General features: G+C 73.9%; 10 protein-coding genes. 3 read left to right on the top strand and 7 right to left on the bottom strand.

Features of this window, described 5'->3' with window-relative positions:
- Positions 1-17 precede the first annotated feature (17 nt).
- Positions 18-839, top strand: a complete 822-nt coding sequence (locus ACFUK0_RS23230) for a maleylpyruvate isomerase family mycothiol-dependent enzyme (protein ID WP_380253177.1) — start codon at positions 18-20, stop codon at positions 837-839.
- 50 nt (positions 840-889) lie between these two features.
- Here ACFUK0_RS23230 and ACFUK0_RS23225 read toward each other — a convergent pair whose 3' ends face one another.
- From ACFUK0_RS23225 to pdhA, 6 genes are all read right to left on the bottom strand, one after another.
- Positions 890-2,257, bottom strand: a complete 1,368-nt coding sequence (locus ACFUK0_RS23225) for a nitrate/nitrite transporter (RefSeq protein WP_380253175.1) — start codon at positions 2,255-2,257, stop codon at positions 890-892.
- Positions 2,258-2,319: 62 nt separating this feature from the next.
- Entirely contained in the window at positions 2,320-3,546 is a 1,227-nt protein-coding gene (locus ACFUK0_RS23220; protein ID WP_380253173.1) for a M64 family metallopeptidase, read from the bottom strand.
- A 190-nt stretch (positions 3,547-3,736) separates the two neighbouring features.
- Positions 3,737-4,978, bottom strand: coding sequence for a benzoate/H(+) symporter BenE family transporter (locus ACFUK0_RS23215; RefSeq protein ID WP_380253171.1), 1,242 nt, complete (start codon positions 4,976-4,978; stop codon positions 3,737-3,739).
- A 167-nt stretch (positions 4,979-5,145) separates the two neighbouring features.
- Positions 5,146-6,570: a dihydrolipoamide acetyltransferase family protein gene (locus ACFUK0_RS23210; protein ID WP_380253169.1), complete on the bottom strand. Its 1,425-nt coding sequence runs from the start codon at positions 6,568-6,570 to the stop codon at positions 5,146-5,148.
- A gap of 13 nt (positions 6,571-6,583) precedes the next feature.
- Positions 6,584-7,558, bottom strand: coding sequence for an alpha-ketoacid dehydrogenase subunit beta (locus tag ACFUK0_RS23205; RefSeq protein WP_380253167.1), 975 nt, complete (start codon positions 7,556-7,558; stop codon positions 6,584-6,586).
- On the bottom strand, positions 7,558-8,709 hold the full coding sequence (gene pdhA / locus ACFUK0_RS23200) for a pyruvate dehydrogenase (acetyl-transferring) E1 component subunit alpha (RefSeq protein WP_380253165.1): 1,152 nt from the start codon (positions 8,707-8,709) through the stop codon (positions 7,558-7,560). Before pdhA ends, ACFUK0_RS23205 begins: the two co-directional genes overlap by 1 nt.
- Before the next feature lie 381 nt (positions 8,710-9,090).
- Between pdhA and ACFUK0_RS23195 the strand changes: the two genes are divergently transcribed.
- The gene (locus tag ACFUK0_RS23195; RefSeq protein ID WP_380253163.1) at positions 9,091-9,750 is read left to right on the top strand and encodes a response regulator; all 660 of its coding nucleotides are present in this window, start codon (positions 9,091-9,093) and stop codon (positions 9,748-9,750) included.
- Positions 9,751-9,813: 63 nt separating this feature from the next.
- On the top strand, positions 9,814-11,001 hold the full coding sequence (locus tag ACFUK0_RS23190) for a phosphotransferase (protein WP_380253161.1): 1,188 nt from the start codon (positions 9,814-9,816) through the stop codon (positions 10,999-11,001).
- A gap of 10 nt (positions 11,002-11,011) precedes the next feature.
- Here the strand turns inward: ACFUK0_RS23190 and ACFUK0_RS23185 are convergent, their stop codons facing one another.
- Positions 11,012-12,778: a protein kinase gene (locus ACFUK0_RS23185; RefSeq protein ID WP_380253159.1), complete on the bottom strand. Its 1,767-nt coding sequence runs from the start codon at positions 12,776-12,778 to the stop codon at positions 11,012-11,014.
- Positions 12,779-12,805 lie beyond the last annotated feature (27 nt).

Genomic DNA, 12,805 nt, shown 5'->3' with positions numbered 1-12,805 from the left:
GAGGGCCGGAGATTCCCGTGACGGACAACCAGACCGTGCAGGCTTACACCGATGCGTGGACGCAGTCCATCGAGGCGATATCGGAGCTGGTGGCGCCACTGCCCGCCGACGCCTGGAACCGGGCGACGGAGTGCCCCGGGTGGTCCGTGCGCGACGTCGTCTCGCACGTCATCGCGGTCGAGTCCGAACTGCTCGGCGACCCGCGCCCGATCCACTCGCTGCCGGGCGACCTGCGGCACGTCGTCGACGAGTTCACCCGGTACATGGAGCTGCCGGTCGACAAGCGCCGCTGCCACACCTCGCCCGAGATGACCGGCGAGCTGGAGTACACGATCATCCGCCGCTCCCGTGCCCTGCGCAATGCCCGCCAGCAGCCCACCGACCTCGTCCGCTGGCCGCTCGGGCCGCTCACCCGCGACGTGCCGTACCACGAGCTGCTCCGCAACCGGGTGATCGACGTCTGGGTGCACGAGCAGGATCTGCGCCGGGCCCTGCGCGAGCCCGGCAACCTCGGCTCGGCCGCCGCCCGGATCGCCCGGGACCAGCTGACGGCGGCCCTCCCGAAGGCCGTCGCCAAGCAGGCCGGCGCCCCCGCCGGGACGACCGTCGCCTTCGACGTCTCCGGCCCGCTGGAGTTCCTGCGCACCGTACGGGTGGACGCCGAAGGCCGCGGCACGGTGGACGAGACGGTGAGCCTGGCCCCCGACGTGCGGCTCACCCTCGACTGGGAGACCTACCTGCGGCTCGCCTGCGGCCGGGGCCGCCCCGGCCCCGTGAAGGTCGAGGGCGACGAGGAGCTGGCCGCCCGGATCCTCGCCAACTTCGCCGTGACGCCGTGACGCCGGCCGGCCGGTGAGCCCGTGATCCCGCCGGGCCCCGGCCGGTGCGGCTACGGCGCGGCGACCTTGCGCCGCAGCCGCAGGATCATCACGGTGCCCACGGCGAGCGGGACGTACATCCAGCAGAACGCCCAGCGGTAGGCGTCCGCCGAGTAGCCCGCGGCGCCGCCGGGCGAGAGGGCGTCGAGCAGGACGCCGATGCCGAACAGGGTGATCATCGTCCCGATGAAGCCGCCCATGTTGGCGATGCCGGAGGCGGTGCCGAGCCGGCCGGGCGGATTGTGGGCGCGGGCGTAGTCCAGGCCGACCAGGGAGGCCGGGCCGTTGCTGCCCATCACCAGGATGAGGACGACCAGCAGCCAGACCGGCGGGTGGGCGCCCGGCCAGGAGAGCGCGACGGCCCAGCTGACCGCGGTGGCGGCGATCACGGTCAGGGTCACCGGGATCCGGGCCCGGGCCGTCCGGGAGATCAGCTTGCCGAAGAACAGCCCGAAGGCCATGTTGCTGAAGACGAGCAGGGTGAGCAGGCCGCCGGCCTGGCCGCGGGTCATGCCCTGGGCCTCGACCAGGTAGGGCAGGCCCCAGAGCAGGCCGAAGGCGTTGCCGGGGAACTGGGTGGTGAAGTGCACCCAGAGCCCGAGCCGGGTGCCGGGCTCGCGCCACGAGTCGCGGATCTGGGCACGCACGGCGGGCCGGGGCGCGGCGGGCACGGGAGCCGCGCCGGCCTGGCCGGCGTCCGCCGGAGCCTCCCGAAGGAGCAGCGCGACCAGCGCGAACACGCCGATGCCGAGCAGGGCGGTGGCGGTGAAGGTGGGGGTCCAGCCCTCGCTGTGCAGGGCCTGGGCGAGCACGACGGTGGTGACCAGGTTGCCGCCCATCCCGGCGAGGCCGGTGAGCTGGGCGACCAGCGGGTTCTTGGCGGCGGGGAACCAGCGGGCCGCGATCCGCAGCACGCTGATGAAGGTCATCGCGTCGCCGCAGCCGAGGATCGCCCGGGAGGCCAGGGCGGGCGTGAAGGAGGAGCTGAAGGCGAACGCGAGCTGCCCCACGCTGAGCAGCAGGACGCCCAGCAGCAGTACCTTGCGCGGGCCGTACCGGTCGACCAGCAGCCCGACCGGGATCTGCATGGCCGCGTAGACCAGCACCTGGAGGATGGAGAACGTGGAGAGGGCCGAGGCGCCGATGCTGAAGCGTTCGGCGGCGTCCAGGCCGGCCACGCCGAGGCTGGTGCGGTGGATCACCGCGAGGAAGTAGGCGCTGACGCCGATCGACCAGGCGGCCCAGGCCGCGCGCCCGCCGGGCGGGCGGACGGGCACCGTGAAAGCGGCGGCGGTGGCGGCGGGGCCGGGGCCTGGGCCGGGGTTGAGTCGGGGACCGGGTACGGGCGGCGGGGCGGTGCGGGCTGGGTCCACGGTCATAGTGGGCCCAGATTAGTCATCCCATCATCCGAACCGAACCCCGGGGTCGGGTACGAAGTACCTCAGCCGCGGAGAGTCCAGGAGACCGTCCGGGTCATGTAACGGTCCCGGAATCCCTCGTCCCGCACCCAATCCGTGGTGTCCCGGACGACCGCCGAGACGGTCACCGTCCGGCCCGGCTCCACCGTCAGCCGCGCGGTGTCCAGTGAGCCGCGGTCCGCGGGCTGCGGGTCCAGCGGCACGCCGTCCACCCGCCAGTCGACCTGGAGCTGGCGGGAGCCGGCCAGCGGCAGCGGGCGAGCCTGCAGCAGGGGCCGCCCGGTGACCTCCCCGGCGGGCGGCAGCGGGCTGTCGGTGGGGCCGACCCGGCGGTAGATCTGCTCGATGATCGCCTCCCGGGAGGGCAGGTTGTACGTGCCGCCGAGGGTGCGCATCACCGAGTCGGGCGTCGGCCGGTAGATGCCGTTGGCACTGCGGTACGCCCCGACCGTCCCACCGCCGTCCGGCGACTGGGCACCCAGCCAGCGCCACCACTTGACCTGCTTGCGGCGCATCTCGTCCGCGTTCTCCAGGGCCAGGTTGGGGTAGTCGGCGTCGTCCGGGGCGCTGTCGTACTCGTCCCCGAGGTCCCCGACGGTGTGCCCGATCTCGTGCTGGATGATCCGGCCGGCGTCCGGGCTGCCGCCCGCCAGGGTGGTCACGCCGGTGCCGCCGGCGCCGCCGTACTCGGTGGAGTTGGCCAGCGCGATCAGGTACTGCGGGCCCTCGCCCTCCCCGGCGTAGCGGGCGGCGGCGGCCTCGTCCGCGCAGAGCAGCCGGGCCGTGCCGTCGCACCAGAAGTGCATGCCGAGCGGGGTGGCGCCCTTCTGGTCGTGGCTCTCGTCCTCGGAGATGCCGGAGACCGGGGAGACGACCTCGACCCTGCGTATGTTGAAGAAGCCCTGGTAGCTGCGGAACGGCTCGATCTCCATCAGCGACCGCCACGCCCGGTCCGCCTCCTGGCGGAAGAGGTCCTGCTGGTCGGCGGTGTAGCCGTCGCCGAGCAGCACCAGGGTGATCCGGTCGGCCGGGTCCCCGGTGCGCCGTATGTCGACGGTGGGCGCCACCCCGACGGCGTGCAGGTCGGCCCGCTGCACGGAGTGCGGCGGCACCGCCCGGTCGGCCGGCGCCCCGATCGAGCCGAAGGGCGAGGGCCCGGCCAGCTCCAGGGCGGCCGGGAGCACGGCGGTGGACAGCAGCACGAGAGCGGCCAGACTCCGGACGAGCCGGCCAGGGTTGCCAGGCGGCATGCGGGTGCGTCCTAGGTGATCCGGTCACCCGGCAGGCGCTCGGGTGGGGGTCGCGAAGACGTACCCCACGGGGTCGCGCCGCCATGGCAGACACGCTTCAACATCACTGGACTGGCCCAATGATCCGTATCGCCCCAGAGGTACCAACCAATGGCCGGACGCCCTCGACGACCCCGCCGCAGCCCAGGTGTCAGCCCCTCCGGCGCCGCCCCCGCGCATGCAGCACCAGATGGGTACCGACCCCCAGCAGCAGGCCCCAGAACGCCGAGCCGATGCCGAACAGCGACATCCCGGACGCCGTCGCCAGGAACGTCACCACCGCCGCGTCCCGGCCCTCCTCGTCCGCCACGGCAGCCGCCAGGCTGCCCTGCAGCGAGGCCAGCAGCGCGACCCCGGCGACCACCGCGACCAGCTCCCCCGGCAGCCCGGTGAACACCCCGACCAGCAGCCCGCCGAACGTTCCCACCAGCATGTACAGCGCCCCGGCGGACATCCCCGCGACATAGCGCCGGCCCGGGTCGGGATGCCCCTGCGGCCCCGCGCAGATCGCGGCGGTGATGGCGGCCAGGTTGACGCCCGGCGAGCCGAACGGCGCCAGCAGGACGGAGACGCCGCCGGTCGCCCCGATCAGCAGCCGGTCGTCCGGCCGGTAGCCGAAGGCCCGCAGCACCCCGAGCCCAGGCGCGTTCTGCGAGGCCAGCGCCACGATCGTGAGCGGCAGCGCCAGGCCGACCAGGGCCGACCACGAGAAGGCCGGGACGGTGAACACCGGCCGCACCGGGCCGCCCGCACCACCGAGGTGCAGCGCCAGGGTGCCGGTGGCCGCCGCCAGCACCCCGCCGGCCAGCAGCGCGACCGGCACGGCGTACCGGGGCGCGAACCGCCTGGCGAGCAGGAAGGCGGTGAAGGTGCCCAGCACCAGGGCGGGCGCACTGTGCAGCGCGGTGAACATGCCCGTGCCGAAGACGAACAGGATGCCTGCCAGCATCGCGTTCACGATCCCCGCCGGGACGGCCCGGGTCCACCGCCCGAACAGGCCGGTGGACCCGAGCAGCGCGACCACCACCCCGCTCACCAGGTACGCCCCCACCGCCTCCCGGTACGGGTAGGCGCCCAGGCCGGTCACCAGCAGGGCGGCGCCCGGCGTGGACCAGGCGGTGATCACCGGCATCCTGGTCCGCCAGCTGAGCAGCAGCGAGGTGGAGCCGCTGCCGAGGGCCACGGCCCAGATCCAGGAGGCCGTGTGCGCCTGGTCGAGCCGGCCCGCCGCGGCGGCCGCGAGGACCACCACGAGCGGGCCGGAGAACCCGACCACGACGCAGACCAGCCCCGCCAGCAGCGCCGGGAGGGAGACGTCGCGCCGCAACGACGGACGGTGGCCGCCGCCCGGGGACTCCCCGGCGGCCTGCGCTACGAGCTGCTGTTCGGACATCCCGGAAGTATCCCGGAGCGGCTCCGCGGAAGCTCCCGAAAAAACCTCCGGACCGGCCCGACCCCCCGGCGGGGACGGACGTCCCCGGTGAGGCACCCGGTCGGACGGCAGGGCCGTACCCCCACGGCGGTGGGGGTACGGCCCTGCCGGTCGTGCCGTGCGCGGTGTCAGCCCCAGGTGATCAGGCGCTTGGGGCGTTCCAGCAGTGCGGCGACGTCCGCCAGCACCTTGGAGCCGAGCTCCCCGTCCACCATCCGGTGGTCGAAGGAGAGTGCCAGCGTGGTCACCTGGCGCGGTACGACCTTGCCCTTGTGCACCCACGGCAGGTCCCGGACGGCGCCGAAGGCGAGGATGGCGGCCTCGCCCGGGTTGAGGATCGGCGTACCGGTGTCGACGCCGAAGACGCCGACGTTGGTGATGGTGACGGTGCCGCCCTGCATGTCGGCCGGTGACGTGCGGCCCTGCCGGGCGGTGTCGACCAGTTCGCCGAGCGCCACCGCGAGGCCGGAGAGGGTCCGGGAGCCGGCGTCCTTGATGTTGGGCACCAGCAGGCCGCGCGGGGTGGCCGCGGCGATGCCGAGGTTCACCTGCCCCTTGATGACGATCTCCTGCGCCGCCTCGTCCCAGGCCGCGTTGATCTCGGGGTGGCGCTTGATCGCGGTCAGCAGCGCCTTGGCGACCAGCAGCAGCGGGCTGACCCGGACGCCCTGGCCGAGTTCGCCGGTCTCCTTGAGGCGGCGGACGAACTTCATCGTGCGGGTCACGTCGACCTGGATGAACTCGGTGACGTGCGGGGCGGTGAAGGCCGAGGCCACCATCGCCTGCGCGGTCGCCCGGCGGACGCCCTTGACGGGGATCCGGACGTCGCCCGTGCCCGCGGCCGCAAGCACCGGCGGGGCCGGCTCGACGGCGACGGCCTGCGGAGCCACAGCGGCGGACTCGACGGGCGCGGGCGGCGCGGCCGCCGCGTGGACGTCCTCGCGGGTGATCACACCGTCCGGGCCGGTCGGGGTGACCGAGCGCAGGTCGATGCCGAGGTCCTTGGCGAGCTTGCGCACCGGCGGCTTGGCCAGCGGCCGGTCACCGGCGCCGGTGGACTGCTCGGGCAGGACCGGAACCACGACCGGCGCCGGCACGGGCACCGAGACAGGCACCGGCACCGGCACCGCCGCAGGCGCGTGTCCGGTGGCGGGCTTGCGCACCCGGCGCCGGTCGGCGCCGGTCCGCGGGCCGTAGCCGACCAGCACCTCGCGGCGCTCGGGCCGCTCCTCGGTGGCGGCGGAGGCGGCAGCGGCGGGTGCCGCGACCACGGCCGCGGTCTCGGCGGGGGCGGCGCCGGCCACCGCGACCGTGATGATCGCCGTACCGACGTCGACCGTGGCGCCGGCCGGGAAGAACAGCTGGTCGACCGTCCCGTTGAAGGGGATCGGCAGTTCGACCGCCGCCTTCGCGGTCTCCACCTCGCAGACGATCTGGCCGTCCGTGACGGTGTCGCCGGGCTTGACGTACCAGGTGAGGATCTCGGCCTCGGTGAGGCCCTCGCCGACGTCCGGCATCCTGAACTCGCGGAGCGAGCGAACTTCGGTGGTCATCATCGCTCCCGGCTCAGTACGCGAACGCGCGGTCGACGGCGTCGAGCACACGGTCGAGGTCGGGCAGGAACGCCTCTTCCACCCGGGAGGGCGGGTAGGGCGCGTGGTAGCCGCCGACCCGCAGGATCGGCGCCTCCAGGTGGTAGAAGCAGCGCTCGGTGAGGCGGGCGGCCAGCTCGGCGCCGAGGCCGAGGAAGACCGGCGCCTCGTGCACGACGACGGCGCGCCCGGTGCGCTTGACCGAGGCCTCCAGGGCCGCGAAGTCGATCGGGGAGAGCGAGCGCAGGTCGACGACCTCCAGCCGGCGGCCGTCCTCCTCGGCGGCCGCGGCGGCGTCGAGGCAGACCTTGACCATCGGCCCGTACGCGATCAGCGTGAGGTCGGCGCCGGGGCGCACGATCCGGGCGTCGTGCAGCGGGAGGCCGGCCTCGTCGCCGACCTCGCTCTTGTCCCAGTAGCGCCGCTTCGGCTCCAGGAAGATCACCGGGTCGTCCGAGGCGATGGCCTGGCGCAGCATCCAGTGCGCGTCGTGCGCGTTGGACGGGCTGACCACCCGCAGGCCGGCGGTGTGCGCGAAGTACGCCTCGTGCGACTCGCTGTGGTGCTCGACCGCACCGATGCCGCCCGCGTACGGGATGCGGATGGTGACGGGGAGCTTGATGTGCCCGAGCGCGCGGGCGTGCATCTTGGCGAGCTGGGAGACGATCTGGTCGAACGCGGGGTAGACGAAGCCGTCGAACTGGATCTCCACCACCGGACGGTAGCCGCGCAGCGCGAGCCCGATCGCGGTGCCGACGATGCCGGACTCGGCGAGCGGGGTGTCGATCACCCGGTCCTCGCCGAAGTCCTTCTGCAGGCCGTCGGTGATCCGGAAGACGCCGCCGAGCTTGCCGATGTCCTCACCCATCAGCAGCGTCTTGGGGTCCTCCTCCAGCGACCTGCGCAGGGCCTCGTTGAGCGCCTTGGCGATGCTGAGCTGACCGGCCATCAGAGGTTCTCCCCGCCCTCGAAGGAGGCCGCGTACGCGGTGTACTCGGCCCGTTCCTCGTCGACCAGTGTGTGCGGCTCCGCATAGACGTGGTCGAAGATCAGGGTCGGGTCCGGGTCGGGCATCGAGCGCACGCCCTCGCGGACCCGCAGGCCGAGCTCCTCGCTCCTGGCCTCCACGGAGGCGAAGAAGGCCTCGTCGGCCAGACCCTCGCGGTCGAGGTGGGCCTTGAGGCGGGAGATCGGGTCCTTGGCGCGCCAGGCCTCGGTCTCCTCGGTGAGCCGGTACCGGGTCGGGTCGTCGGACGTGGTGTGCGCGCCCATCCGGTAGGTGAAGGCCTCGATCAGCACCGGGCCGTTGCCGCTGCGGGCGTGGTCCAGTGCCCAGCGGGTGACCGCGAGGCAGGCCAGCACGTCGTTGCCGTCGACCCGGACGCCGGGGAAGCCGAAGCCGGAGGCGCGGCGGTACAGCGGGATCTTGGTCTGGTTGGTGGTCGGCTCGGAGATCGCCCACTGGTTGTTCTGGCAGAAGAAGACCACCGGCGCGTTGTAGACCGAGGCGAAGGTGAAGGCCTCGGAGACGTCGCCCTGGCTGGAGGCGCCGTCGCCGAAGTACGCGATCACCGCGTCGTCCGTGCCGTCCTTGGTGATGCCCATCGCGTAACCGGTGGCGTGCAGGGCCTGCGCGCCGATCACGATGGTGTAGAGGTGGAAGTTCTTCTCGTTCGGGTCCCAGCCGCCGTGGTTCACGCCGCGGAACATGCCGAGCAGGTTCAGCGGGTCCACGTCGCGGCACCAGGCGACGCCGTGCTCGCGGTAGGTGGGGAACGCGTAGTCCCCGGGGCGCATCGCGCGGCCGGAGCCGACCTGGGCGGCCTCCTGGCCGAGCAGCGACGCCCACAGGCCGAGTTCTCCCTGCCGCTGCAGCGAGGTGGCCTCGGCGTCGAAACGCCGGACGAGGACCAGGTCGCGGTAGAGGTCGCGGAGCTCTTCGGGCGTGGTGGTGAGCGGGTAGTCCGGGTGCTCGACCCGCTCTCCCTCGGGGGTCAGCAGCTGGACGAGGTCCGGCTGGGCTCCCGAGCCCGTGGGGAGGGTGTCAGGGACGGCCGGGGCAGCCTTCTTGCGCGCCCTCGCCGTGCTTTTGACGGTCACGTTCACTCCTCGGTCTGTCCGGCCGCCCGGGGTCGCCGGTGACCGGTCCGGTCACCGCCTCGCGAGGCGCGCGTGGGTGTGCGCACCGACTGCGGGGCAGGTGGTGATCCTCTTCCGACGGCGTACCTCACGAGAACGTTACCCAGCGACAGCCCTTGGCGCGCTTGCGCTAGGACGTCCTAGTTGTTCCCGCGCCCGGGAACGGCGCTTGTGGCGCAGCTCGCACGGCGGTGGCCGTCAGGACACCTGCGCACGCTATCCGGGCGGCGCGCTCCGCGTAAGGGGGTAACGGGGCTCGGTTTTGCCCCCGGCGTCGGGATCCGGCCAGCGCGCCGATCCCGGTGCTGGGCCTTTGCCCGGCCGGTATGGGACTCTTTGGGCGTGACGACAAACGGACATATCAGAGTATTTCTTCTCGACGATCACGAGGTGGTCCGGCGGGGCGTACACGACCTGCTGTCCGTCGAAGGGGACATCGAGGTGGTCGGCGAAGCCGGCACCGCCGCCGAGGCCCTCGCCCGGATCCCCGCCGTCCACCCCGACGTCGCGGTGCTGGACGTCCGACTGCCGGACGGCAACGGGGTGGAGGTCTGCCGCGAGGTCCGCTCCCAGCTGCCGGACATCAAGTGCCTGATGCTCACCTCGTTCTCCGACGACGAGGCGCTCTTCGACTCGATCATGGCCGGCGCCTCCGGGTACGTGCTCAAGGCGATCCGCGGAACGGACCTGATCAGCGCCGTCCGGGACGTCGCGGCCGGCAAGTCGCTGCTCGACCCGGTCGCCACCAGCCGGGTCCTGGAGCGGCTGCGCGACGGCGGCGAGAAGCAGGACGAGCGGCTCGCCCAGCTGACCAAGCAGGAGCGCCGCATCCTCGACCTGATCGGCGAGGGCATGACCAACCGCCAGATCGGCAACGAGCTGCACCTGGCCGAGAAGACCGTGAAGAACTACGTCTCCAGCCTGCTCGCCAAGATGGGGATGGAACGGCGCACCCAGGCCGCCGCCTTCGTGGCCCGCCACCAGGCCGACCAGCAGCACTGATTCTCTAATCAGAGAACTGACGCTTTGTCAAGGGCCCCCTGCCGGGGGCCCTACGCTCTGGCCGTGACCCCTCAATCACCCCTGGCCCCGGCAGGCTTCGCCCCGGCGCGCCTCCCCGTCCGCACGGCCGCCCTCACGCTCCGCCCGCCCCTTCCGCTCCTCCCGCCGGCCGCCCGGCGGACGCTGGCCGGGGCGCCCGCCCGGCCGGACCTCCAGGCGCCGCCGATAGGGACACTGAGCCCGCCCGTCCCCCGGTCCGCCCTGGCCGCCGTACTGAAGACCTACCGGCTGGGCCGGCTGCTGGCCGCGGCGCCGGTGGCGGAGGGCCTGCTCAACCGCGGTTACCGGGTCACCACCGAGGCCGGCACGTACTTCCTGAAGTGCTACGTCGACGCCGCCACCGCCGACCGGACGGCCATCACCGCCCAGCACCGGGCGACGGCCGGGCTGCAGGCCAGGGGGCTGCCCGTCCCGGCGCCGCTGCCGGGCACCGGCGGCCTGACGGTGACCGAACTCGGCGGGCGGTTCTTCGCGGTCTTCCCCTGGGTCGAGGGCCGGCACCGGCACGGCACCGAACTCGGCCTGTCGCAGTGCGACGCCCTCGGCGCGCTGCTCGGGCACCTGCACGGCGCGCTGGACGAGGTCTGCGCCCCCGTGGCGCAGCCCGCCGGCTACCGCACCGCCGACCCGCGCGACAGCGCCCGGCTCGCCGCCGACCTGCGCCGCCGGGCCCGTGCGAGCCGCCCGTACAGCCGTTTCGACGCACTCGCCGAGCAGCGGCTGACCGAGCGGCTCGACCTGCTGGGCTCGCTCGCCCACCGGCGGCCCGGCCCGCAGGCGGCCCCGGCCACCGGCTGGACCCACGGCGACTTCCACGGCCTGAACCTGCTGCATCGCGGCGACCGGGTCGGAGCCGTCCTGGACTGGGACAAGCTCGGCCCTCAACCACGCGCCGAGGAGGCCGTACGCGCCGCCACCCTGCTGTTCAACGACCGGCGCAGCGGAGTGCTCGACCTGGTCCGGGTCCGGCACTACTCGCAGGCCTACCGGGCGGCCGGGGCCGGCCGCCCGGAGGAGCTGGCGGCGGCGGTGCACCGGGTCTGGTGGGAGCGGCTGAACGACTTCTGGATCCTGCAGTGGCACTACCAGCGCGGCGACCACCGCGCCGACCCGCTGTTCGCCGCCTCGGCGGGTCAGCTGGCCTGGTGGTGTCAGGAGTACGAACAGATCCTGGACGCCTTCACCAACTGACCCGGCGGGGTCAGGGAGTCGCGGGCGGCGAAACGGGCACCTTGGGCGAGACCTCGACGGGCGGGGGGCTGGCCGTTCCACCGGCCGTGCTCGTCGCCGTCGGCGAGGTGGTCGCCGTCGGCGAGCTCGTGGCGGTCGGCGACTTCGACGCGGTGGCCGTCGGCGACGGTGACGCGGACGGCGACGGCGACGCGGACGGCGACGTGTGCTTGGTCGGCGACGGCGTCGGAGCGAAGGTCTGGTTGTCGCTCGGCGCCTGCGTCTTCTTCGAGGCGCTCGCGCTGGGCGACGGCGTCGGTTCGCTCGGCGTCGACGGCGGCGCCGTGCTGACGCTCGCCGGCGGCGTGGTGATGCCGGGGTCCGGTGTCCCGCCACCGCCGCTGAGCGCGAACGCGATCCCGATGCCGGCGGCGACGGCCACCGCCACCACACCGGCCACCCACACCCACGGGCCGCGCCCCCGGGGGGAGCCCTCGTCGTCGCCCCCGCCGTCGCCGCCGGGCGGCCCGCCCGCGGGCGGATAGCCGCCCGACGGGGTCTGCTGGTACGGGAGGACGGACGTCCGGTCGCCCGGGCCGACACCGAACTGCTCGGTGACGTCCGTGCCACCGGGCGGCGAACCGTAGCCACCGCTGCCCATGCCCGAGCCCGAGCCGGTGTCCAGGCCCGGGAAGCCGCCGCCGTGCCCCTGCCCGGCCGCGGCCAGGCCCGCCGCGGCGGCAGCCGCCGCCGCGGCGCCGGGGTAGCCGGCCGCGCCGGAGCCGTGCAGCTGGCGCAGCGCGTGCTGGAGGTGGGCGCGGAACTCGTCGGCGTCCTGGAAGCGGTCGTCGGGGTTCTTGGCGAGCGAGCGGAGCACCAGGTCGTCCAGCCCGGAGGGCACCCGCGGGTTGGCGTGCGACGGGGGCACCGGCGCGTCCTGGACGTGCTGGTAGACCACCGAGAGCGGGGTGTCGCCGGTGAACGGCGGCCGCAGCGTCAGCAGCTCGTAGAGCATGCAGCCGGCGGCGTACAGGTCGGAGCGGTGGTCGACCGGCTTGCCGAGCGCCTGCTCCGGCGAGAGGTACTGCGGGGTGCCCATCACCATGCCGGTCTGGGTCATGGTGCTGGCCGCGCCGGTCAGGGCGCGGGCGATGCCGAAGTCCATCACCTTGACGGCGCCGCCGGTCGTGATGATCACGTTGGCGGGCTTGATGTCGCGGTGCACGATGCCGTGCCGGTGGCTGTAGGCGAGGGCCTCCAGGACGCCGGCGATGATGATCAGCGCCTGGTCGACCGGCGGCGCCTCCTCGTCCACCAGCAGTTCGCGGACGGTCCGGCCCTCGACCAGCTCCATCACGATGTACGGCGTGGACTCCTCGCCGTGGTGCTCCTCGCCGGTGTCGTACACGGCGACGATGGAGTGGTGGTTGAGCCCGGCGACCGACTGCGCCTCGCGGCCGAACCGCAGCCGGGCGATGTCGTCCTGCGCCAGCTCGGGGCGCAGCAGCTTGACGGCGACCGTCCGCCCGAGCCGGACGTCCTGGGCGGCGAGCACCTCCGCCATGCCGCCGCGGCCGAGCCGGTGGGTGAGCCGGTAACGGCCGTCACCGACGGTGCCGAGCGGGGCGGCGCTGCCGCGACCCGGGGTGTGCGGCCCGTTCGCGGACGACGGGACGGCGGTGGTCGGGGCGGTGCCGTCACCGTCGCGGCCGGGCTCGCGCGGCGTCCGGTGTCCGACGTCCTCCCGGCCGGCGGGCTGGTCCCCCTCGCCGTCGCCAGGCTGCTGCGTCTGTGCCATCGCTCCTCGCCCCGGGCCTTCGCTCGG

This window comes from Kitasatospora sp. NPDC057223 (assembly GCF_042669755.1).
Taxonomy (GTDB): Bacteria; Actinomycetota; Actinomycetes; order Streptomycetales; family Streptomycetaceae; genus Kitasatospora.
This window is presented reverse-complemented; position numbering and strand designations above follow the sequence as displayed.

What these genes read in the sequence shown, in the direction of transcription:
- ACFUK0_RS23185 (WP_380253159.1), bottom strand. Translation starts at nt 12,778, where the DNA reads ATGGCACAGACGCAGCAGCCTGGCGACGGCGAGGGGGACCAGCCCGCC.
- ACFUK0_RS23210 (WP_380253169.1), bottom strand. Translation starts at nt 6,570, where the DNA reads ATGACCACCGAAGTTCGCTCGCTCCGCGAGTTCAGGATGCCGGACGTC.
- ACFUK0_RS23220 (WP_380253173.1), bottom strand. Translation starts at nt 3,546, where the DNA reads ATGCCGCCTGGCAACCCTGGCCGGCTCGTCCGGAGTCTGGCCGCTCTC.
- ACFUK0_RS23215 (WP_380253171.1), bottom strand. Translation starts at nt 4,978, where the DNA reads ATGTCCGAACAGCAGCTCGTAGCGCAGGCCGCCGGGGAGTCCCCGGGC.
- ACFUK0_RS23205 (WP_380253167.1), bottom strand. Translation starts at nt 7,558, where the DNA reads ATGGCCGGTCAGCTCAGCATCGCCAAGGCGCTCAACGAGGCCCTGCGC.
- ACFUK0_RS23225 (WP_380253175.1), bottom strand. Translation starts at nt 2,257, where the DNA reads ATGACCGTGGACCCAGCCCGCACCGCCCCGCCGCCCGTACCCGGTCCC.